This window comes from Neorhizobium phenanthreniclasticum (genome assembly GCF_040066075.1).
GTDB classification, from domain to species: Bacteria; Pseudomonadota; Alphaproteobacteria; order Rhizobiales; family Rhizobiaceae; genus Neorhizobium; species Neorhizobium petrolearium.
Map to the genome: position 1 here is coordinate 58,845 of NZ_JBEAAL010000015.1, position 20,146 is coordinate 78,990.

Sequence of the window (20,146 nt, forward strand, 5' to 3'; positions counted from 1 at the left end):
TGCAGGGGCAGCAACCGCTGCCCCTCTCCTAACATGAAGAGAGTTGTGATGCCCGGATCGCCTCTTATGGCGCGCAGGCTATGGATTTCGGCGCTCATCGTGCCGCCGCTTGCCTTCGTTGCACTGTTTGTCGTCTATCCTATCGCTTCGGCCTTCGCCTATGCCTTTTTCCAATGGCATGGATTGGCGAGAGGCGAATTCGTCGGCTTCGCAAACTTCTACAAGGTCCTGTTCACGCAGCCTTATATGGAATGGACGGTCAACGCCTTCCTGCACAACGTCCTGGTCTTCTTCGCGCTGATGGTGCTGCAGAACGGCGTCGGCTTCCTGCTTGCCTATTGCCTCTGGCGTGAGTTGCCGGGTGCAGCGTTCCACCGCATCTCCGTCTTTCTTCCCGTAGTGCTCTCGACCATTATCGTCGGCTTCCTGTGGAAGCTTTTCCTCCATCCGCTTTTCGGAGTGGTGAATATCTCGCTTCGCGGTGTCGGGCTTGGCAGCCTTGCCCAGCCGTGGCTCGGGCAGGACTCCACCGCGCTCTGGGCGCTGATCGCTGCCAATGCCTGGCACATGGTGGGCTTTCCGACCTTGGTTTTTCTCGCCGGCATGCAGCGCATTCCAGGTGAAATTCTAGATGCGGTCCGGATGGAGACCGAGAGCGAGTGGGTCAAGATCAGCAAGATCGTCTGGCCGCTGGTTGCGCCGAGCGCGACCGTCGTCTTCACGCTGCTCTTCGTCGGCAGCTTCAACTGGTTCGAACTGCCCTATGTGATGGCAGGCCTAGACGGTTCCCCGCATGGCGCCACCGACGTGCTCGGGCTCTATTTCTATCGGACGGCATTCGGCAACCAGTCAGGCGCAGCGCAGGATTTCGGCGCGGGCAGCGCGCTCGCCGTCCTCATTTTTCTCTTCATTGCCATTGTGGCGGGTTTCATCACGTTCAGGCTGCGCGCCAGAGAGATTCAGATATGAGCGCTGCTTCCGAAAGCTATTACGACCGGCGGGGCGTTCTGTCCGCGCTCGGCCGGGACGGTCTCATTCAGATCATCCTGATCCTGAACACAGTGGTCATGCTTGCCCCCATCGTCATCATGGTCTTTGCAGCGTTCAAGACGAACGCACAGATCTTCCAGTCGCCCTTTTCGATCCCCGATTTTTCCAACGTCACCAATATCGCGAAAATCTGGGCCGAAACCAACTTCTTGAGATATCTCCTCAATTCGGTGATTGTGACGGCCTCGGCGATCGTCATCATCCTGGCTCTCGGCACGATGGCGGCTTATGGGATCGCAAGATACCGGTTCTGGGGCGCAAGCTTCGTGCTGATGTTCTTCCTGGCCGGACTGACGCTGCCGTTGAAGCTTGCCATCATCCCGCTGTTCATTCTCATGCGTGATCTCGGCATCCTGAACACGCAGCTCTCATTGATCCTGATCTACGTCGCGATGGGCCTGCCAACAACGGTCTTCATCATGACCGGCTTCATCCGCACGTTGCCGAACGAGCTCGAAGATGCCGCGCGCATGGATGGCGCGAGCGAGCCGAGGATCATGTGGTCGATCATGCTGCCGCTGGTGCGGCCGGCGCTTGTCATTTCGTGCATTCAGAACGTCGTTCCTATCTGGAACGATTTCTTCTTTCCCTTGATCTTCATCCAGAAGGACAACCTCAAAACGCTTCCTCAGGGGCTTACGACTTTCATGGGCGAGTACACGACTGACTGGGGCGTGCTATTTGCCGGCCTGTTGCTGTCCTCTGCGCCGGTCATCATCGTCTACATCATCATGTCGCGCCAGTTCATCAACGGCATGACAGCAGGCGCGGTGAAGTAGAGCGAGGCTCGTCCGGAACGGTGGTGAAAGTCGAGGCGGTGCACCCTTCGGTATGGCTACCGCGTACTGCAGCCGAAAAGATGGGTCATGTCCCAACTGCCCTCAGACACAATGCTGACGTTTGCACGAAAATTTGATCACGGGATGCAAGCTCAAGAAGAGAGCGAATAGCTATCCCATGCGTGTTCGCGTCCAGAAGGCATGGCAGGCCCGCTCGTCCAGAGATAGACGAAATACCCCACCATCCTTGATGGATATCAGGAATTTCCTTTCCCCGCCTCTCGAATACTAAACTAAAAATAGAAATATTTCCGACCAATGAAATGTATGTTTAGGAGCTAAAATTATACCAATCTGATTTCCATCTAGTGACTTTGACATATGCTCACTTGAGGGTGTATTAGATATTAGATAATTTAAAAAATCTAATTTAACCAGAAAATCAGAAATCTACTCCTTATGGCTGACAGAATAGGAAGCTTTGATAACAAATGAAATCAGGGGGAATCCAACTATGGACATGGAGCAAGAAAAAAGGACGGGCTCAATAGTTCTGATTGACATTCTTGAGATGCGGCGCGCTTGCCTTCTATCCGCACTCGAGCCTTGGGCGCGTAACGCAGCTTTTGATCTTATATCTTATGCACCCGACGATATTCATAGACTCAATGATGACTATGGGGATCTCATTCGCCTGGTGATTATCAATATGGGAGGAGCATCACTAAGCGATCACAAGCAACAAGAACTGCTCATGGCAGTAAAAACGGCGTTCAAAGGTCCTTATGCCGTTATCTCGGATAGGCATGATCCAAATGACGCTGTCGTAGTTGCAGGCTTAGGTTTTCAGGCATTTCTGCCTGCAGCTTTGCCTCTTGATATAGTAAAGCGGGCCTTAAGCTTTATCATCCATGGCGGGATTTATTTCCCTCCTGAAGCGTTCCTTGCAAGCCTCTCGGCATCGGTGACCCCCAGCGCCAGTCTGCATCATCGTTCATCTGAAGCCCCGGCGACCCTTACACAACGCCAGCGTGAAGTGCTTGAACGTTTACGGTTCGGAAAATCGAACAAGCACATCGCTCGGGAACTGAACATGCAAGAGGCTACGGTGAAGGTTCATGTCCGGCAAATCATGCGAAAACTTGGGGCGACGAACCGAACGCAAGCAGCATTGCTTGCACAATCTACGATGCGTCTTTCAGGCTCGGGTCTTGCTTCCGATCACGTTTTCAATGAAATCCCGCCAGACCTGTTGGGCAGCCTATCGACACAGGAAAGAATGGCCGCAGTGCCGCCCAGGGGTTGAATCCAATCACTGCTTCAGCTCCGTCCTTGGCAACCATCTGAATAAAAGTGCAGACAGGCCGATTACGGAAATGCGCGCTTCGAAGTTTCGCATCATGGCTTGCAGTAGCGCTTGATTCACCTGTGCGATGTCGTCAAATCCGGAGCCGAAAGCCCCCGAAGATTTATCCGCTCACGAGAGGTGTGAGAAAGCTGCTTTCGAGAAGGCGTTGGCTCGGGACCCGATTGTGAGCCACGAAACCCACCGTGCCCAGTTCACCTTGACGAAGCAGCAAGAGCAGGCTTGCAGCATAGCCCGAAGCAACGGCGGTCATGGCATTAAAGGGACCGAGAGCGGAATTAGGGCGGAACTTCAGCGACAGTTTCTTAAAAAATTGCGATCAGATCGCGGCACGGATGGATGACATTAACCATCCGTTAACCATAGCGGCGATAGACATGGTCAACGATTTCTTTACGTAGATGACCAAAGTGCTAACAGACGCTCGCTCGATCCGCATCAAGGGCCGCTCTTTCCTGGCTGTCGTACTTTCTCCGGACCTTCCTTTCGATGATTGGCTGGTCCGGCTCGATGATCTGGCCGCGCGTTCGGCAGGCTTCTTCCTGGGACGGCCAGTTGTGCTCGATGTCACCGATCTGCCGATCGACAGGACACAACTGAAGGAACTTCTTGGAGAATTCGGCCAGCGGAATGTCAGTATCATGGGCATAGAGGGCGCCCGCCCGTCGATTCTTGCGCAGGGTATGCCTCCTGCATTGAAAGGCGGCAAACCGGTTTCCGACGAGGCCGTAGCCAAGGAACCGATCATCGAATTGCGCAATAGCCAGAGCAAACCTGGCGCGGCGGAAGTTCGGCCGGCATCGCAGTCCATCATCATTCGGGAGCCGGTGCGTTCGGGCCAGTCGGTCATCTTTCCGGAAGGTGACGTCACGGTCATCGGATCAGTCGCTTCGGGGGCGGAGATCATCGCAGGCGGATCGGTGCATATCTATGGCACCCTGCGCGGCCGGGCGATGGCGGGTTCTGTCGGTAACGCATCCGCGCGCATTTTCTGCCGCAAGCTCGAAGCCGAACTGCTCGCGATCGACGGCGTCTACAAGATGGCGGAAGACATGCCCCCCGGCCTTCGCGGGAAGCCTGTCCAGCTTTGGCTCGAAGGCGACACTATAATGGCAGAGACACTTATCTGAGCCGGAACCCGGCCGGGAAACAGGAGAGAAAGATGGGGAAAGTCATCGTAGTCACGTCAGGCAAGGGCGGGGTTGGCAAGACGACCTCCAGCGCCGCGCTCGGAGCCGCCTTGGCCCAGAGAGGCGAGAAAGTCGCTGTCGTCGACTTTGACGTCGGCCTGCGCAACCTCGACCTGGTCATGGGTGCTGAGCGGCGGGTCGTCTACGATCTGGTCAACGTGATCCAGGGCGAGGCCAAGCTGCCGCAGGCATTGATCCGCGACAAAAGACTCGAGACGCTGTTTCTGCTGCCTGCCTCGCAGACGCGCGACAAGGACGCCCTCACACCCGAAGGCGTCGAGCGCGTCATGGGTGAGCTGAAGCGCTATTTCGACTGGATCATCTGCGACAGCCCGGCTGGAATCGAGCGCGGAGCGACGCTGGCCATGCGCCATGCGGACATGGCGGTTGTCGTGACCAATCCGGAAGTCTCGTCGGTACGCGATTCCGATCGCATCATCGGCCTGCTCGACGCAAAGACGCTTAAGGCGGAACGCGGCGAGCGCATGGAAAAGCACCTGCTGCTCACCCGCTACGATGCCAATCGCGCGGAACGCGGTGACATGCTCAAGGTCGATGACGTCCTGGAAATCCTGTCGATCCCGCTCATCGGCATCATTCCGGAAAGCATGGACGTTCTGCGCGCGTCCAACATCGGCGCACCGGTCACTCTCGCGGATGCGCGCAGCGCGCCGGCCATGGCCTATTTCGACGCCGCTCGCCGCCTTTCCGGCGAGGTGCTGCCGATCACGATCCCCGGCGAAAAACGGGGCATCTTCGGTAAAATTTTCGGAAGGAAAGCTGCATGAGCATTTTCAGTCTCTTCCGCAAGCAGAGGTCGGCGCCGATGGCGCGCGAACGCCTGCAGGTGCTTCTCGCCCACGAACGCGCTTCGTCCGGCTCGGATCTGGTGTCGGTGCTTCGCGAGGAAATCCTCGCCGTCATTGCCAAGCACGTACAGGTCGACAATGACAAGGTACAGGTGAAGATGGATCGCGACGAAAATGTCTCGATCCTGGAGATCGACGTCGAAATCCCACTGGATGCCGCCCAACAGGCGGCTTGAGAGGAGGCGATCCGTTCCGGGCAGCCCAGCGGGTCAGAACTCCACTTCCAGTTCGATGATCTCTTCGGGCTCAGCCAAAGCGCCTTCGGTCCATTCGACCATCAGCGGCCAGGACAGAACGGTTTCCGAATAAGCCGCAAGTTCCGGCTCCAGTTCCACCGCATAGGTGCGAAAGCGAGTGCAGACCGGCGCGTACATCGCGTCGGCAACCGTTGGGGCGGCGCCGAACAGCCAGGGGCCGCCACTTGCCTCCATGCATTCGGTCCAGATTGCCTTCACGCGCTCGACATCCGGCCGGGCGCCGGAGAATATCTTGAAGCGCTCGTGCCGGGCCTTGAGATTCATGGGCAGGGCCGAGCGGAGATTGTAAAAGCCCGAATGCATCTCGCCCGATACGGCGCGACAGCGGGCCCGCACCGCGATGTCTGCAGGCCAGAGCCCTGCATCCGGGGCGATCTCGTTGAGATATTCGGCAATCGCCAATGTGTCCCACACCGTCACATCGCCACGGGTGAGCCGCGGCACGAGAACGGACGGCGAAAGCAGCAGGAGTTCCTGCCGGGCATCTTCATCCAACTCCACCAGAACTTCCTTGAAGTCGAGCCCTGCCATGCGGCACAGGAGCCAGCCGCGCAGGGACCACGAGGAATAGTTCTTCGAGGAGATCGTCAGTGTCGCCTGCGCCATCGGCCTTGTCCCTGTCGAACCATATTGCGTTCCGATGACAATCTTCTCGCATCGCAAGACATATTGCACTAGCATTTTTGCACCGCCGCAATTTCGCGACGGGCGGAACCATGCCCATGTTCTATCAGGCCTACCAGTTCCAGGATGACCTCATCGCCCCAATGCGCGATTTGGCGCACCGCCTGCAAGCGATGTCTTCGACCCTGTTCTGGGGTATTGAAAGCGAGATGGGGCGGCAATGGTCTGCCACGCTCGAGATGATCTCCCGCTTCAGGCTCACGCATGAACGGCCGGATTTCGAGATTTCTTCGGTCTTGATCGGCAATCGGCAGGTCCCGGTCACAATCGAGACCGCGCTGGATATGCCTTTCGGCAAGCTTCTGCATTTTTTAGCGGATGTGGATGCGCCGCGGCCGCGCGTGCTGGTGGTCGCACCGTTGTCCGGCCATTTTTCGACGCTTCTGCGTGGCACGGTGCAGACGTTGCTTCGCGACCACGATGTCTACATAACCGACTGGGTCAATGCCCGCGAGGTATCGCTGTCGGCCGGCCGCTTCGGCATCGACGATTATACGGATTATCTCATCCGTTTCCTCGAAGAGATCGGGCCGGGCGGGCACATCCTTGCCGTCTGCCAGCCCTGTGTTCAGGCGCTGGCTGCCGTGGCGGTCATGTCGGAGGACCGCCATCCGGCAACGCCGCGCACCATGACCTTGATGGCCGGGCCGATCGATCCGCGCGAGAGCCCGACAAAGGTCAACGAACTCGCGCTCGGGAAACCTCTCTCATGGTTCGAGACATCGCTGCTCAGCGGCGTTCCCCCGGGTTTTCCGGGTCAGGGACGAAGAGTCTATCCCGGATTTCTTCAACTCGTGGCGTTCATGAGCATGAACATGGAGCGCCATCGGGAATCCCATCGCAAGCTTTACCGTCATCTCGCCAAGGGGGAAACGGCGGAGGCTGACAAGATCAAGACATTCTATGACGAATATTTCGCAGTGCTCGACCTCGCCGCCGAATTCTACATAGAGACGATCGATCGCGTCTTCCAGAAAGCCGAACTGGCGACGGGTAGCTTTACCCATCACGGCCGAAAGGTCGATCCGGGGCAGATCCGCAATACCGCATTGCTCACGGTCGAGGGAGGCCGCGACGATATCTGCGGGCTTGGCCAGACCTCCGCGGCACATGATCTCTGCCGTTCCTTGCGGCCGCATCTGAGACGCCATCATCTCCAGGCCAATGTGGGCCATTATGGTGTGTTCAGCGGGCGCCGCTGGGAAGCGGAAATCTATCCGGTCGTCCGCAACATGATCCTCGCCATGGAATAGCTCCGCGTCCCAAGAACGCCTGGACTGCTTGCATACGATCGCTCTTCTGCTGTATGCAATAAGCGGGCAGGAGATAAAAAGATGAGCCGCAGAGAACCAGTTTTTGGGTGGTGGGACGCTCCTCCGTTCATCGGCGAGCTGATCCAGTCATTGTCCGGCCGCGGCAAGGCCCTATTCGGGTTTTCCTCGCAGCCGGTGCAGAGCCGCGACCTGACGGGCCTTGCCGAGATGATCCTGTCGCGGCGCGGCGAGGTATCCGGCGCGATACTGGCGGAAGCCTTTCTTGAAGCCTATCGGCAGGCGAGCGTCGTGGAGCGGGAGACTTTCATGCGCACCTTGCTGGAGCGGTTCGGCCCCGACCAAGGTATTCTGGACGCGGCGGTCGCCGCCTACCAGGCCGAGCCGAGCGCAAAGACAATCGCTCGGCTGCATGAGGCTGCCGAACCGCGCCGGCAGGAGCTCTTTCGTCGCATCAATTTCGCCAGGCGCGGCACGACGACGCTCGTCGAGATGCGCGAACACCTGATGGACATGCTCGGCAAGGAGCCAGCGCTGCAGCCGGTCGACGTCGACTTTTGCCACCTTTTCTCCTCATGGTTCAATCGGGGTTTCCTGATGCTGCGATCGATCGACTGGAGCACGCCCGCCAATATCCTGGAGGCGCTGATCCGTTACGAGGCCGTGCACGATATCGACGGCTGGGACGACCTGCGGCGGCGGCTGGCACCGCCCGATCGCCGCTGCTTCGGCTTCTTCCACCCGCAATTGGAGGACGAGCCGCTGATCTTCGTGGAAGTGGCGCTGACCGACCACCTCGCATCGTCCGTCGACGCGCTGCTGGCGCGGGATCGCGAGCCGATGGACCCGAAGGATGCGACGACGGCGGTCTTCTATTCGATCTCCAACTGCCAACGCGGCCTGACCGGCATTTCGCTCGGCAACTTCCTCATCAAACAGGTGGTGAACGACCTGAAGCGCGACCTGCCGAAGCTCGAGAATTTCGTAACGCTTTCGCCCATTCCGGGCTTTGGTGCATGGCTGCGCGACGAAACTCGTGCCGAGGACAGCGAGGAGGTCGCCGCAGAGAAAAAGCTACTCGTCGCCCGATTGGAAGGCGATTGGCCTTTGCTCGACGAGCGTGAGCTCGACGCTATTCGCCGAGGCATGCTGCCACTCGGAGCGCATTATCTGCTGAACGTCCGGCGGAAGAACGGGCGGCCGGTGGACCCGGTGGCACGCTTTCATCTCGGCAACGGTGCGCAGGTCGACAGGCTCAATTTCCTCGGCGACCGTTCACCCAAAGGCATGCGCCAGTCCTATGGCCTGATGGTCAACTACCGCTACCGGCTCGGCGAAATCGAGAAGAATCATGAAGCTTATGCCGAGAACGGCCATATCGCGGCGATGCCGGCGCTGCGGAAACTGGCCCAACCGGTATCGCAGGAGGTATATTGATGGCTGGCAATCTCTACGACGCGCTGCTTGGTGGGACCGAGGGGGAGGATCGGCTGCTTCTCAGGGACGAGACAGTCGGCACCATGAGCTATGGTGCCTTCACCGAGGAATGCGCCCGAATGGCTGGCGCGCTGCTGGAAGCCGGTCTCCAGCCGGGCGACCGCGTTGCCGTACAGGCCGAAAAATCCGTCGCGGCGCTCGCGCTTTATCTCGCGACTGTCAGGGCCGGCGGCATCTATCTGCCGCTCAACATCGCCTATACCCCGGCGGAAATCGAATATTTCCTGAACGATGCCGAACCGGCGATCTTCGTCTGCGATCCGGCGAAACTTCCGGCGCTGGCGCCGATCGCTAGCGCTGCCGGCGCCAAGGTGCTGACGCTTGACGCCGCGGGCAAGGGAACGCTTGCCGATGCGGCAGCCGTTGCCAGGCCGATAACCGAAACCTCATCGCGCGGCGGCAGCGACATCGCCGCGATCCTTTACACGTCGGGCACGACGGGACGCTCCAAAGGGGCAATGCTTTCGCACGACAACCTGCTTTCGAACGCGCACTCGCTGGTGGAAAGCTGGCGTTTTACAGACAAGGACGTGCTGATCCACGCGCTGCCGATCTTCCACACCCACGGGCTTTTCGTTGCGACCAACGTGGTGCTCGCTTCGCGGGCTTCGATGATCTTCCAGGCGAAATTCGATCCGAACAAGATCATGGAAGCAATGCCGCAGGCGACTTGCCTGATGGGCGTGCCGACATTCTACACCCGTCTCCTGCAGCATCCCGGCCTTGACCGGCAAAACACCGCGCATATGCGCCTTTTCGTTTCCGGTTCTGCGCCGCTGCTGGCCGAGACCCACAGGGAATGGCAGGAACGCACCGGCCACGCGATCCTGGAACGCTATGGCATGACCGAGACCAACATGAATACGTCGAACCCCTATGACGGCCGACGCATTGCCGGCACTGTGGGCCTTCCGCTGCCAGGGGTCGAAGTCCGCGTCACTGATCCGGAGACCGGCGCACTGCTGCGCACCGAGGAAATTGGCATGATCGAGGTGCGCGGCCCGAACGTGTTCCAGGGCTATTGGCGCATGCCGGAAAAGACGGCTGCCGAATTCCGCGAGGACGGGTTCTTCATCACTGGCGACCTCGGCAAGATGGATGAGGACGGCTACGTGCACATCGTCGGCCGCGGCAAGGACCTCATCATCACCGGCGGCTACAATGTATACCCGAAAGAGGTCGAAATGGAGATCGACGCCATGCCGGGTGTCAACGAAAGCGCTGTTTTCGGCGTCAGACATCCCGATTTCGGCGAAGGAATCATCGCCGCTGTGGTGCTGAAACCGGGCACCGAACTCACGGAGCAGCAAGTCATCAAAGCGCTCAACAGCCGGCTGGCAGCCTACAAACGCCCGAAAAAAGTAGCTTTCGTGCCCGAGCTACCGCGCAACACCATGGGCAAGGTCCAGAAGAATATACTTCGCGACCAGTTCGCCGGTACTTTCGAGCCCGCGACAGCCGCAAAATAAGCCTGCCTGATTTTAGGGCTTGACGGATAATGTATACGCGTAGACTATAGATTGCATACGAGCAGTGTCATTTCGGGGAGGAAGTGGAATGCTGCAGCAGGGCAAGCCGGAGAGCGGCCAACCGCTTATCACCGTCCACAATCCGATGGGTTATCCGCCGAAGGTGAGCCGCAAGCAGCCGGCCGCCCGGCCCGCCAGTCTCGACGGGAAAGTCGTCTATCTCATCGACAGCCGTTTCGACGATTCCGTCGAGCTATTGAAACAGGTCAAGGCCTGGTTTGCCCGGAACATGCCCTCCGTGGAATTGCGCATCCGACAGCTCGCCAGCACCTACGCCAAAGATGATCCGGCCCTCTGGGAAGAGATAAAGGCGAACGGCCATGCAGCGATCATCGGCGTCGGCCATTGCAGCACCTGCGCGCCCGCCGTCACCACCCATGCGATAACACTGGAAACCAAATACGGGGTTCCGACCGCGGCAATCCATACGGACAAGTTCGACAAGGTCGTGCGCTCGGTCGCCAAGATGGGCGGGCTGTCGCAACAGCCGCTGGTTTTCGTGCCGCAGCCGGTCATGGGCAAGACGCCGGAAGAGCTGCGCGCCTATGTGGAAGGCATTGACCCGGTCAACGGCAAGCCGGTCATGCAGGAAATCATCGAGGCGCTGACGATTGGCCTCGCCGCCGGCGCAGAGGACGGGCATTTCGAGCGCAGCACGCCGCGATATGTGGAGTCCGACACCGAGGACAATCTCCACGCCTCCTTCCTGCGCAACAACTGGACGGACAAGCTGCCGATCATACTGCCGACGGATGCCCGCGTCGCAGATATGCTCGCCGGCACCTCCCGCAAGCCCGATGAGGTGGTCGGGCACATGCAGCCGACGACCAATCGCGGCCTGTGGGAATACACGGTCGAGAAAGTGGCGGTGAACGCCGTCATGGCCGGCGCGTCGCCGGAATATTTCCCGGTCATCCTGGCACTGGCGGCAGCGCAGGTCACTGCCCGTGGATCGACCTCCAGCTCGGCAGCCGCGATGGCGGTCGTCAACGGGCCGATCCGCGGTGAAATCGGCATGAACTGCGGCGTCGGTGCGCTCGGTCCCTATAATCATGCGAACGCCACGATCGGCCGCGCCTTTGGGCTCCTGTCGCAGAACCTTCAGGGCGGCTCGGTTCCGGGCGAGACCTTCATGGGATCGCTCGGCAACAACTATACCTACAACAACCTGACATTCGCAGAGAACGAGGAGCGAAGCCCCTGGGAGCCGCTCCATGTCCAGAAGGGTTTCGATGCGAAGACGAGCACGGTCAGCCTCTTCCACGGTTGCCGCTCGACGACCTTCAGCCTGGGACTGCGCAAGGAATACTGGCGCGAACATGTACGAGACATGCTGCTTGGCACGGACGCGATCACCGCGCCGACCCTCGTGCTCGATCCGATCTGCGCCCGGCAGTTCATCGATCGCGGCGGGTTCGTGAAGAAGCAAGATCTGCTGAACTTCATCTGGGAAACGGCGCAGATGCCTGCCGGCCGATACTGGGACCTGCAACTGGTACAGAACTACATCTATCCGCGCGCCACTTTCGGCGAAGAGCCAATGGCAGGCAAGCTGAAGGCGGACAGGGACGAACTCATCCATATCTTCCGCGAGCAGGATATCAACGTCGTGGTCGTGGGCGGCGAGTCCAACGGCTACTGGCAGATTTACGGCGCGCATTACCGCACCACCGTTTCCGTGGACGACTGGCGATGACCATGGATGCGAACGATTACGACATTGCGATCATCGGCGCCGGCGTGGCGGGGCTCAATGCGGCAATCACGGCTGCACGGCACGGCGCGCGCGCGATCGTCATCGACAGGCTCGGCGCCGGTGGCCAGGTAATCAATGTCGATCGCATCGACAATTTTCCGGGTCCGTCGGAAGGCATGTCCGGTTTCGAGCTCGGCCCGATGCTGCAGATGCAGGCCGACGAAGCCGGCGTCGAATTCGCACTCGACACGATCAGAAGCGTCTCGAAGACAGACAGCGGTTTTCGCGTCGCTGGTGCTGACCTGAATCTCACCGCGAGCGCGGTAATCGTCGCCGCGGGTTCCGCCAAACGCACGCTTGGCATTCCGGGTGAAGCGGAATTCGAAGGGCGCGGCGTTTCCCATTGCGCCTCCTGCGATGGCCCCCTGATGCGTGGCAAGGAGGTCTGCATCGTCGGCGGCGGGGATTCGGCGCTCGATGAGGCCCTGGCGCTTTCGGCTCATGCCTCGCGTGTAACCGTCATCCATCGCGGCCCACGGCTGAAGGCCATTGCCGCGTTGCAGACGAAAGTCCATGAGGCGGCGAATATCGATATCAGGCTCAATACGGTCGTACAGGCGATCCGTGGCGAGGGTGGCGTCACCGCGCTTTCCGCCCGCGATTTTTCAACGGGAGCGGAAAGTGAAATCCCATGCCACGGCGTCTTCATCTATGTCGGGCTGGAGCCCCATACGGCCTTCCTCGGCGATATCGTCACGCTTGCGGCGGATGGCCGGATCGTCGTCGATCTCGATATGCAGACATCGGTGCCGGGCATCTTCGCGGCGGGTGACATCCGCGCCCGCTCGGTCGCACATCTGGCAGCTTCAGCGGGCGACGGGGTAACGGCGGCAATTTCTGCAGTGCGCCATCTTGCAGCGGACGGCATCGAGCAACCGGCGAAACATTACGCGTCGGCGGGATAGGATATCCATGAACGTGCAGCTCAAAGGCAAACAGGGCAAACCGAGCGTTCGCGATGCGATCGAGCAGGATATCGTCACCGGCTTCTATTCGCCCGGCGACAGGCTCGATGAAGCGGGCCTTGCGGCCCGTCATCAGGTCTCCCGCACACCCGTTCGCGAGGCGCTGATCCAGCTCAGCACTATGGGACTCGTGAAGATGGTGCCCAATCGCGGGGCTTTCGTTACCCAACTTACCGTCACCGAGCTGGTCGAAATGTTCGAGGTGATGGGCGAGCTTGAAGCCATGTGCGCGCGACTTGCGGCGCGGCGCATCCGGCCGGAGCAACTGAAGCTGCTGGAAGAGGCGCAACAGGCCTGCGCCAGTGCCCAGCAGGCGGGCAATTCAGACGACTATTATTACGCCAATGCGGAATTCCACCGGCTGATCTACGAAGCAAGCGGCAACGGGTTCCTCGCGGAAAGCGCCCATGCACTGCAGCGGCGGCTGAAACCTTACCGGCGCCTGCAATTGCGGGTGCCAGGACGCGTCAACAGTTCGCTTGCCGAGCACGAGGAGGTGCTTGCGGCGATCTGTGCCCGCGATGACGCCCGTGCCCGTGATGCGATGCGTGCTCATGTGGTCATCCAAGGCGAATATTTCAGCGATTTCCTGGCGCTCATGCGCCCGGTGGAACGCCAGCTCATACCTGGAGAATGACGGGAGCGAAATCTCCGGGTCGGGGATGGCAAGGAAGGAACGCATGAACCTTTAGGCTCGGGAGGGTTGAGCCTTTTGCCGGCAGCCGCCGGTTCAAACGGGAGGAGAGATCATGAAGCATGTCTTCAGTTATGTAGCCGGCTTTGTTCCGGCACTTGTGTTGGCGGCCGGCATTGCCGGTGCGGCCGAAATGACCGACGGAGAAAAGCAGCTCTATGAGGCTGCAAAAAAGGAAGGCTCGGTCACCTGGTATGTCTCGCAGACGACGACTGAATTTGCCGATGGCATGTGCAATCTGTTCGAGAAGAAATATGCCGGCGTCGAATGCAATGTCGTACGGGCTTCCGGCCAGGTGATTTTCCAGCGCCTTGTGCAGGAGCTCCAGGCCAAGGCCGTGCAGGGCGACCTGATGTCGACCAACGACGACGGCCAGATGCTGCAGCTCAAGGAACAGGGCGCGCTCGCCCAGTTCGCGCCGGAAAACCTCAAGGACATGGTGCCGGTACTGCGCGACATGGCCGACAAGGAAAATTACTGGATCACGTCCGGCGTCTCGCCATTGGTGATAGCCTATAACACCAAGCTGGTTACCGAGGCGGAAGCGCCGAAGAACTGGACCGACCTCACCGATCCCAAATGGAAGGGCCAGGTTGCAGTCGGCCATCCGAGTTTTTCCGGTAGCGTGGGTCTCTGGACCATCATGATAAACGATCTTTATGGCTGGGACTTTTTCGAGAAGCTCGAGAAGAATGCACCGCAGATCGGCCGTTCCGTTGCGGATGGACATAACCTCGTCGTCTCCGGCGAACGAAAAGTGGCGCTTGCACCCCTGCCGCTGATCCTCTCGGATGCGGCTGCCAAGAAAGCGCCCATCGCCGTTGTCTATCCAACTGACGGTGCGCTGCTTCCGCCGTCCGCAACCGGTATCCTGAAGGACGCGCCGCATCCGAATGCCGCGCGGCTCTTCGAGAACTTCCTGCTCGGTCCGGAGATCGCAGAGTATTTCTCCAAGGATTATCGTTATCCGCTGCGCGCCGGCGTGCCATTGGCCGAAGGCATGCGTCCCTTGGACAGCTACAAGACAAGGTCGATCGAGACGACCGAAGGCATAAGCAAGCTGCCGGACATTCAGGAAAAGTTCCGCGATACGTTCGGTATCTGAGCCTTTCCCCGAAGGCCGGTCCCATCCGGCCTTCGCCATGTTCTCGCGCGCAGGCGCGGATGAAGCGGAAAAATCCGACGCCTCCAACGATGAAGTGAGCGCCGATCATGACGAGTGTTTCCGATACTGATGCTATGAGCTGGACAAAGGACGAGCCGGCAAAAGTCCACGTGCCCTGGCATCAGCGGCTGCAGCCGGCCAACCTGCTCTGGCTTTTTCTCGCCGGTATTCTGGTGGTGTTGATTATCGCACCCATGTGGACACTCGTGATCTCCAGCTTCACCGACGCCAAAACCGGCGGCTGGACGCTTCATAACTATGCGGAAGCCTACGGCAAGGAACGGCATATCACGGCGCTTACCAACACGCTGAAGATGGGCGCCGCTGTCGTCGTGCTGAAGCTGCTGTTTGGAGTGCCGCTCGCCTGGGCCTGCACCCGCACCGACATGCCGGGCCGCAATTTCGTACGTTACTCCGTATTCGGTGCCTTCATCATGCCACCCTATCTTGCCGGTGTCGGCTGGATCCTGCTCGCCGGTCCGAATACCGGCTGGATCAACAAGATCTGGCATGCTCTGACGGGGTCGGCAGAACCACTGGTGAACATCTTCTCCTTCAGCGGGCTCGTTCTGGTCACGGCGATCGGCGGCTTCTTCCTCGTCTTCGTGCTGGTCAGCAGTGCCTTCGAGATGATCTCGTCGGAAATGGAGGACGCCGCCAATATACTTGGCGCAGGGCCATTCAAGACGGCAATGAAGGTGACCTTCCCGCTTGTCATGCCGGCAATCATCGGGTCGGCACTTCTTTCCTTCCTCGGGGCGATCGCACTTTACGGCGTACCGGCGCTGATCTCGATTCCCGCGCGTTACCCGGTCGTGGTCATCCAGCTCACCGAGTTCTTCTCCTTTCCGCTCAGGCTGGAAGTGGCGGCCGCCTATTCAATGCCGCTCTTGCTGATCACGGCCGCCTTGCTCGGCTTGCAGAAGCTGATCCTACGGCGCAAAGGCTATGTGTCGGTCAACGGCAAGGGCGGCGAACGGCGCATCGTCAAGCTCGGTAAATGGCGTTGGGTGCTGTTCACCTATTGCCTCATGGTCGTATCGCTCGCCGTCGTGATGCCGCTCTTCGTGCTTCTGCTCGCAGCCTTCTCGCAATCCTGGACGACCGGTTTCTCATTCGACAACTTCACACTCGGCAATTTCCACTACGTGCTCTTCGAGCATTCAAGCTCGCAACGGGCGTTGCTAGGCAGCATCGGTCTCGGCATCGCCGCCGCCACGGTCGCAATCATCCTGGCGCTCTTCATCGCTTACATCGTCCAGCGCCGGCTGTTACCATTTTCCGGCGTGCTCGCCTTCCTCGCGCTCTCGCCCTATGTCGTGCCGGGCATCGTGCTGGCGATCGGCTTTTATGCAGCCTATGCCCTGCCGCCGGTGGCGCTTTACGGCACCTACATGATCATGGCGCTCGCCTTCATCACCCGCTTCCTGCCGATCGCGTTTACCACCAGTTCGGCCGGCGTGCGCAGTATCCATCCGGAAATGGAGGAGGCGGTGCGTATCCTCGGCGGCGGGCGAATGACGGCACTTCGTCATGTGGTCGGGCCACTGCTCAAGCGCACTCTTGCCGGCGGCTGGCTCCTGATCTTCGTGCCTGCCGCACAGGAACTTTCGACCGCCATCTTCCTGGTCGGTCCCACCACGCGCGTCGTTTCCGTCGTGCTGCTCGATCTCAGCGAGGAAGGCGAGCTCGAAAAACTCGCGGCGCTGGGCTCACTTCTGTTGATCATCATCGTAGCGGTCGTTGCCGTCGGGATGAAATATCTCGGCCGCGACTTCATGTTGAGGAGGAGCTGATATGGACGGACTTGTCCTCAGGAAACTGGGCCGCCGTTTCGGTGCGGTAGATGCCGTTCTGGCTTTCGACCTGCATATAAAGCCGGGTGAATTCGTCTCACTGCTGGGGCCGTCCGGCTGCGGCAAGACGACGACGCTCCGGATGATCGCCGGCTTCATCGATCCGACCTCCGGCTCGATCGAGCTGGACGGCAAGGTGCTTTCGGCACCGTCCGGCTCGGTGCCACCGGAAAAGCGCGGCATGTCGATGATCTTCCAGTCCTATGCGATCTGGCCGAACATGACGGTTTCGGAAAACGTCGCCTTCGGCCTCAATCTGCGCAAGCTGCCGGCCGAGGAGGTCAAGGCACGCGTGGGTGCCGTGCTGGAAACGGTTAGGATGAGCCATCTCGCCGACCGTTATCCTGCGGAGCTCTCCGGTGGGCAGCAGCAGCGTGTCGCACTCGCTCGCGCTGTCGTCATTCGCCCCGCCGTGCTTCTGCTCGATGAACCGCTCTCCAATCTCGACGCCAACTTACGCGAAGAGATGCGTTTCGAGATCAAGCGCATGCACGACGAATTCCGCATCACCTCGGTCTATGTCACGCATGATCAGGGCGAAGCGATGGTGACCTCCGATCGTATCGCCGTGATGAACAACGGCCGGCTCGAACAGATCGACACACCCTACGCACTCTATAGCCGTCCCAAGACACGCTTCGTCGCAAGCTTCATTGGGCGCACCAATTTTCTCTCCGGCATCCGTGGCAATAGCATGATCGATTTTGCCGGCTTCAGCGTGCCGTTTGCGGCGATCGGTGAGGAGATGACGGGAGGCGGGCCGATCACCGTATCGATCCGGCCGCAAGCGATGAAGTTGTCCGCGACCGAAATGGCGAAGGACAAGACGATCAACCTGCCAGGCTCGGTGAAGCAGTCTTCGTTCCTGGGCGAAACCTGGGACTACGTCTTCCAGTCGCGCGAGGGAGGCTTGCAGTTTCGCGTCGCGGCGCCGCCGGCGGACGTCTTCCCGGTCGGCACGCCCGCGTGGCTGCAAATCGATCCGACGCAGATCGTGCCGATCACGGACTGAAGTTCACCGCAACTGTCCGGCGAGTTCTCAGGTTTGGGGAGATGCTGCTCCGGCGGCTGCACTCTTATTTTGTGCGAAGTGACACTCGGCGGCGATGAGAGGATATGAAAATTCGCCTCCATAGCTCTTCCCTCAGATGCCGCCGACCTTTTCATTGAGGTCCGCCACAAGTCTCCGACGTCGCCGGATTTCCGTAAGAACTTCTCCAAAACGCTGCAGCCCGCGCCCCATCAGCATCGCCTTCAGTTTGATGAATGCTTCCGCCGTCGCGACGGCATCTCCCATCGCCGTATGCCGCTCTGCTCCGGTCAGGGGAATGGCGAGCCTGCGGGCCAGCGCATCGAGTGTATGCGTCTCGCTCTGTCCGAAGACGACGGTGGATAGGAGAACCGTATCGAGGACAGGATTGACGAAACGAATTCCTAGCTCCCTCTCCCTGCGATAGAGGAATTCCATATCGAAAGGCGCATTGTGCGCCACAAGCACCGCCCCCTCCGCAAATTTATGGAATCGCTCGACCACTTCACGCACATCTGGCGCATTGGCCACCATGGAATCCGTGACGCCGTGGACGGCCGAAGCGCTGGCGGGGATCGCTCGACCGGGATTGACCAGCGCCTCGAACATCTCTCCTTTAACGCGCTTGCCATTCACGATGCGTACGGCCGCGATCTGCACGATTTCGTCGCCCTGCTCGGGCAGAAGTCCCGTCGTCTCCGTATCAAAAACGACATAGGTAAGATCATCCAGCTGCGCTTCGGCAATCTTTTCGTACTGAACACGCGAAAGCAGGTCGAAATCGTAGACGACCGTCCGCGAGAGATCGGTCGAGACCGGTTGCAGACGCTCGATCGGCTTCAATGTTGCGCCGAAACCACTTTCGGTTTCCGTGCGCAATTGCGTGATCTGTGTAGCATGTGCCGCGAGGATAGCGTCCGCCGCGGGCCCGCCCTCCAGCACAGGCATGGCCAGCCATTCCTTGAGTTCACCGCCCGAGACAGAGGAACCCGTCCAGCTAAGCGCAAGCGTGGCGGCCTCCCTCTCTTCCCGGATCGCCAGCCGGAAAGCCTTGACGCCGTTGCGATCCGCCACAAGCCGCGCCAGATACGCGAACAACGAGACGATATCGAAAGCGTTGCATCGCGCTGCCACCGGATCGACGTTGACGGCAAGGTTGACCCCCTCATCCGCAAGTTCCCTCTGCAGCTGGTGCGCCAGTTCGCGGGCATCGGCCGGGGCCATGGGCCAGCCATCGGAGCGGCAAGCTTCGAAGCGCTGCTCGAGATCACCCAAGGACGCGTCCAGGGCCGCGACCTCACGCTCTACCGCAAACAACGTGTCGCGTGCTTTCGATTTATCGGGCTCACCGAGAAACTGTCTGAGCGTCGCCACGACCGGGCGAAATCTCTCGAAGACATCGCTCAACAACACATCGCGACGCGCATAGGCCGCCACCTCGCTTGTCACATCGCGCAGCGTCATGACATAGGCGCCGCTGTCGCCGCCATTATCGCCGATGAGGCGCATGCGGCCTGCCAAGCGGCGCGATCCACACGGGCTCATGCAAATGAATTCCACCACTGCGTCCGGAGCATCCGCCTCCATCAGCCGGTGATGTGCATCTCGGATGGCACCGTCACTTAGATAATCGAAAAGGTTCCGGTCGAGGCAGACCGGTCGCTGCGCGCCCGCGAGAAATCGCTGCGCCACGCCGTTATAGAAGACGAGATGATGGCGCCCGGTGCAGAGCAAGACCGCCGGCGGCACATCAGCGAGCAATTGCTCAAGCTTGCTCTTGTCCGACGACAGCCGAGCCGTTTCCCGAGCCACCGACTGCGCCAGCGAATTGCGAGTATGCGCAAGCGTCGCTGCTGCGGCCGATGCCGCTGCGGCGAGGTCGCCAAGGTAGCGCGCATCGGCAGTCTCCATTTCCTCGTCGATATGGGCATGGGCATGCGCACGCATCGCCGAAGCAACATTCCCGATCGGGCGCGCCACATAGGTATCGAATAGAAACCAGATCCAGGTGACGATCGCCAATATCCCGAAACCGGCAGCAACTGCGCCATGCATGAAGGCGTTGAACATCTCCGGATTTCCCTGGCGGTGGTAACCGAACCAGAGGCCGAGTGCCAGCGCAACCATCGAGCCGACAGCGATGGCTATGAAGAAAAGAAGAATTCGGCCGCGCAATCCTATTCGCACG

At 59.7% G+C, this 20,146-nt stretch carries 17 protein-coding genes; 15 read left to right on the forward strand and 2 right to left on the reverse strand.

From position 1 onward, the window contains the following. Positions 1 to 48: 48 nt before the first annotated feature. From ABK249_RS18800 to minE, 6 genes are all read left to right on the forward strand, one after another. Positions 49 to 969, forward strand: coding sequence for a carbohydrate ABC transporter permease (locus ABK249_RS18800; protein WP_037152132.1), 921 nt, complete (start codon positions 49 to 51; stop codon positions 967 to 969). Beyond that, positions 966 to 1,829 (forward strand): carbohydrate ABC transporter permease, encoded by an 864-nt coding sequence (locus ABK249_RS18805; RefSeq protein ID WP_037152130.1) that lies wholly within the window; start codon positions 966 to 968, stop codon positions 1,827 to 1,829. Before ABK249_RS18800 ends, ABK249_RS18805 begins: the two co-directional genes overlap by 4 nt. Positions 1,830 to 2,343: 514 nt before the next feature. Then, positions 2,344 to 3,135, forward strand: coding sequence for a helix-turn-helix transcriptional regulator (locus ABK249_RS18810; protein WP_348863636.1), 792 nt, complete (start codon positions 2,344 to 2,346; stop codon positions 3,133 to 3,135). Positions 3,136 to 3,596: 461 nt separating this feature from the next. Continuing rightward, on the forward strand, positions 3,597 to 4,325 hold the full coding sequence (gene minC / locus ABK249_RS18815; RefSeq protein ID WP_348863637.1) for a septum site-determining protein MinC: 729 nt from the start codon (positions 3,597 to 3,599) through the stop codon (positions 4,323 to 4,325). 32 nt (positions 4,326 to 4,357) lie between these two features. Beyond that, the gene (gene minD / locus ABK249_RS18820; protein ID WP_037152121.1) at positions 4,358 to 5,173 is read left to right on the forward strand and encodes a septum site-determining protein MinD; all 816 of its coding nucleotides are present in this window, start codon (positions 4,358 to 4,360) and stop codon (positions 5,171 to 5,173) included. Continuing rightward, a complete protein-coding gene (minE, locus tag ABK249_RS18825) occupies positions 5,170 to 5,430 on the forward strand; it encodes a cell division topological specificity factor MinE (protein ID WP_037152119.1) in 261 nt (86 codons plus the stop codon). The genes minD and minE overlap by 4 nt, the downstream gene beginning before the upstream one ends. 33 nt (positions 5,431 to 5,463) lie before the next feature. On the opposite strand, the gene ABK249_RS18830 is transcribed toward minE, so the two are convergent. After that, the gene (locus tag ABK249_RS18830; protein ID WP_348863638.1) at positions 5,464 to 6,117 is read right to left on the reverse strand and encodes a glutathione S-transferase; all 654 of its coding nucleotides are present in this window, start codon (positions 6,115 to 6,117) and stop codon (positions 5,464 to 5,466) included. A gap of 116 nt (positions 6,118 to 6,233) precedes the next feature. Here ABK249_RS18830 and ABK249_RS18835 point away from each other — a divergent pair, with 116 nt between their 5' ends. From ABK249_RS18835 to ABK249_RS18875, 9 genes are all read left to right on the forward strand, one after another. Further along, complete coding sequence (locus ABK249_RS18835; RefSeq protein WP_227705255.1) at positions 6,234 to 7,448, forward strand: polyhydroxyalkanoate depolymerase; 1,215 nt, start codon at positions 6,234 to 6,236, stop codon at positions 7,446 to 7,448. Positions 7,449 to 7,529: 81 nt separating this feature from the next. Then, a complete protein-coding gene (locus ABK249_RS18840) occupies positions 7,530 to 8,903 on the forward strand; it encodes a malonyl-CoA decarboxylase (RefSeq protein ID WP_227704721.1) in 1,374 nt (457 codons plus the stop codon). Continuing rightward, on the forward strand, positions 8,903 to 10,432 hold the full coding sequence (locus ABK249_RS18845) for a malonate--CoA ligase (RefSeq protein ID WP_037152110.1): 1,530 nt from the start codon (positions 8,903 to 8,905) through the stop codon (positions 10,430 to 10,432). The genes ABK249_RS18840 and ABK249_RS18845 overlap by 1 nt, the downstream gene beginning before the upstream one ends. Before the next feature lie 88 nt (positions 10,433 to 10,520). Further along, positions 10,521 to 12,188 carry a UGSC family (seleno)protein gene (locus ABK249_RS18850; protein ID WP_052182891.1) on the forward strand — a complete coding sequence of 556 codons (1,668 nt, stop codon included), beginning with the start codon at positions 10,521 to 10,523 and terminating at the stop codon, positions 12,186 to 12,188. A 2-nt stretch (positions 12,189 to 12,190) separates the two neighbouring features. Beyond that, positions 12,191 to 13,153, forward strand: coding sequence for an NAD(P)/FAD-dependent oxidoreductase (locus tag ABK249_RS18855; RefSeq protein ID WP_227704717.1), 963 nt, complete (start codon positions 12,191 to 12,193; stop codon positions 13,151 to 13,153). A 7-nt stretch (positions 13,154 to 13,160) separates the two neighbouring features. Beyond that, the gene (locus ABK249_RS18860; protein WP_037152104.1) at positions 13,161 to 13,850 is read left to right on the forward strand and encodes a GntR family transcriptional regulator; all 690 of its coding nucleotides are present in this window, start codon (positions 13,161 to 13,163) and stop codon (positions 13,848 to 13,850) included. Positions 13,851 to 13,962: 112 nt separating this feature from the next. Continuing rightward, complete coding sequence (locus ABK249_RS18865) at positions 13,963 to 15,012, forward strand: ABC transporter substrate-binding protein (protein ID WP_348863639.1); 1,050 nt, start codon at positions 13,963 to 13,965, stop codon at positions 15,010 to 15,012. Between the two features lie 134 nt (positions 15,013 to 15,146). Next, entirely contained in the window at positions 15,147 to 16,868 is a 1,722-nt protein-coding gene (locus ABK249_RS18870; protein ID WP_348863640.1) for an ABC transporter permease, read from the forward strand. Position 16,869: 1 nt separating this feature from the next. Continuing rightward, positions 16,870 to 17,940, forward strand: a complete 1,071-nt coding sequence (locus ABK249_RS18875; RefSeq protein ID WP_348863641.1) for an ABC transporter ATP-binding protein — start codon at positions 16,870 to 16,872, stop codon at positions 17,938 to 17,940. Positions 17,941 to 18,072: 132 nt separating this feature from the next. Here the strand turns inward: ABK249_RS18875 and ABK249_RS18880 are convergent, their stop codons facing one another. Beyond that, on the reverse strand, positions 18,073 to 20,145 hold the full coding sequence (locus ABK249_RS18880; protein WP_348863642.1) for a 3'-5' exonuclease: 2,073 nt from the start codon (positions 20,143 to 20,145) through the stop codon (positions 18,073 to 18,075). Position 20,146: the final 1 nt, after the last annotated feature.

Bases quoted from the DNA above. Each gene is read 5' to 3' on its own strand.
- minD (WP_037152121.1), top strand. From the start codon at position 4,358: ATGGGGAAAGTCATCGTAGTCACGTCAGGCAAGGGCGGGGTTGGCAAG.
- ABK249_RS18830 (WP_348863638.1), bottom strand. From the start codon at position 6,117: ATGGCGCAGGCGACACTGACGATCTCCTCGAAGAACTATTCCTCGTGG.
- ABK249_RS18865 (WP_348863639.1), top strand. From the start codon at position 13,963: ATGAAGCATGTCTTCAGTTATGTAGCCGGCTTTGTTCCGGCACTTGTG.
- ABK249_RS18850 (WP_052182891.1), top strand. From the start codon at position 10,521: ATGCTGCAGCAGGGCAAGCCGGAGAGCGGCCAACCGCTTATCACCGTC.
- ABK249_RS18835 (WP_227705255.1), top strand. From the start codon at position 6,234: ATGTTCTATCAGGCCTACCAGTTCCAGGATGACCTCATCGCCCCAATG.
- ABK249_RS18860 (WP_037152104.1), top strand. From the start codon at position 13,161: ATGAACGTGCAGCTCAAAGGCAAACAGGGCAAACCGAGCGTTCGCGAT.
- minE (WP_037152119.1), top strand. From the start codon at position 5,170: ATGAGCATTTTCAGTCTCTTCCGCAAGCAGAGGTCGGCGCCGATGGCG.
- ABK249_RS18800 (WP_037152132.1), top strand. From the start codon at position 49: ATGCCCGGATCGCCTCTTATGGCGCGCAGGCTATGGATTTCGGCGCTC.
- ABK249_RS18875 (WP_348863641.1), top strand. From the start codon at position 16,870: ATGGACGGACTTGTCCTCAGGAAACTGGGCCGCCGTTTCGGTGCGGTA.
- ABK249_RS18840 (WP_227704721.1), top strand. From the start codon at position 7,530: ATGAGCCGCAGAGAACCAGTTTTTGGGTGGTGGGACGCTCCTCCGTTC.
- ABK249_RS18805 (WP_037152130.1), top strand. From the start codon at position 966: ATGAGCGCTGCTTCCGAAAGCTATTACGACCGGCGGGGCGTTCTGTCC.
- ABK249_RS18810 (WP_348863636.1), top strand. From the start codon at position 2,344: ATGGACATGGAGCAAGAAAAAAGGACGGGCTCAATAGTTCTGATTGAC.
- minC (WP_348863637.1), top strand. From the start codon at position 3,597: ATGACCAAAGTGCTAACAGACGCTCGCTCGATCCGCATCAAGGGCCGC.
- ABK249_RS18870 (WP_348863640.1), top strand. From the start codon at position 15,147: ATGAGCTGGACAAAGGACGAGCCGGCAAAAGTCCACGTGCCCTGGCAT.
- ABK249_RS18845 (WP_037152110.1), top strand. From the start codon at position 8,903: ATGGCTGGCAATCTCTACGACGCGCTGCTTGGTGGGACCGAGGGGGAG.
- ABK249_RS18855 (WP_227704717.1), top strand. From the start codon at position 12,191: ATGGATGCGAACGATTACGACATTGCGATCATCGGCGCCGGCGTGGCG.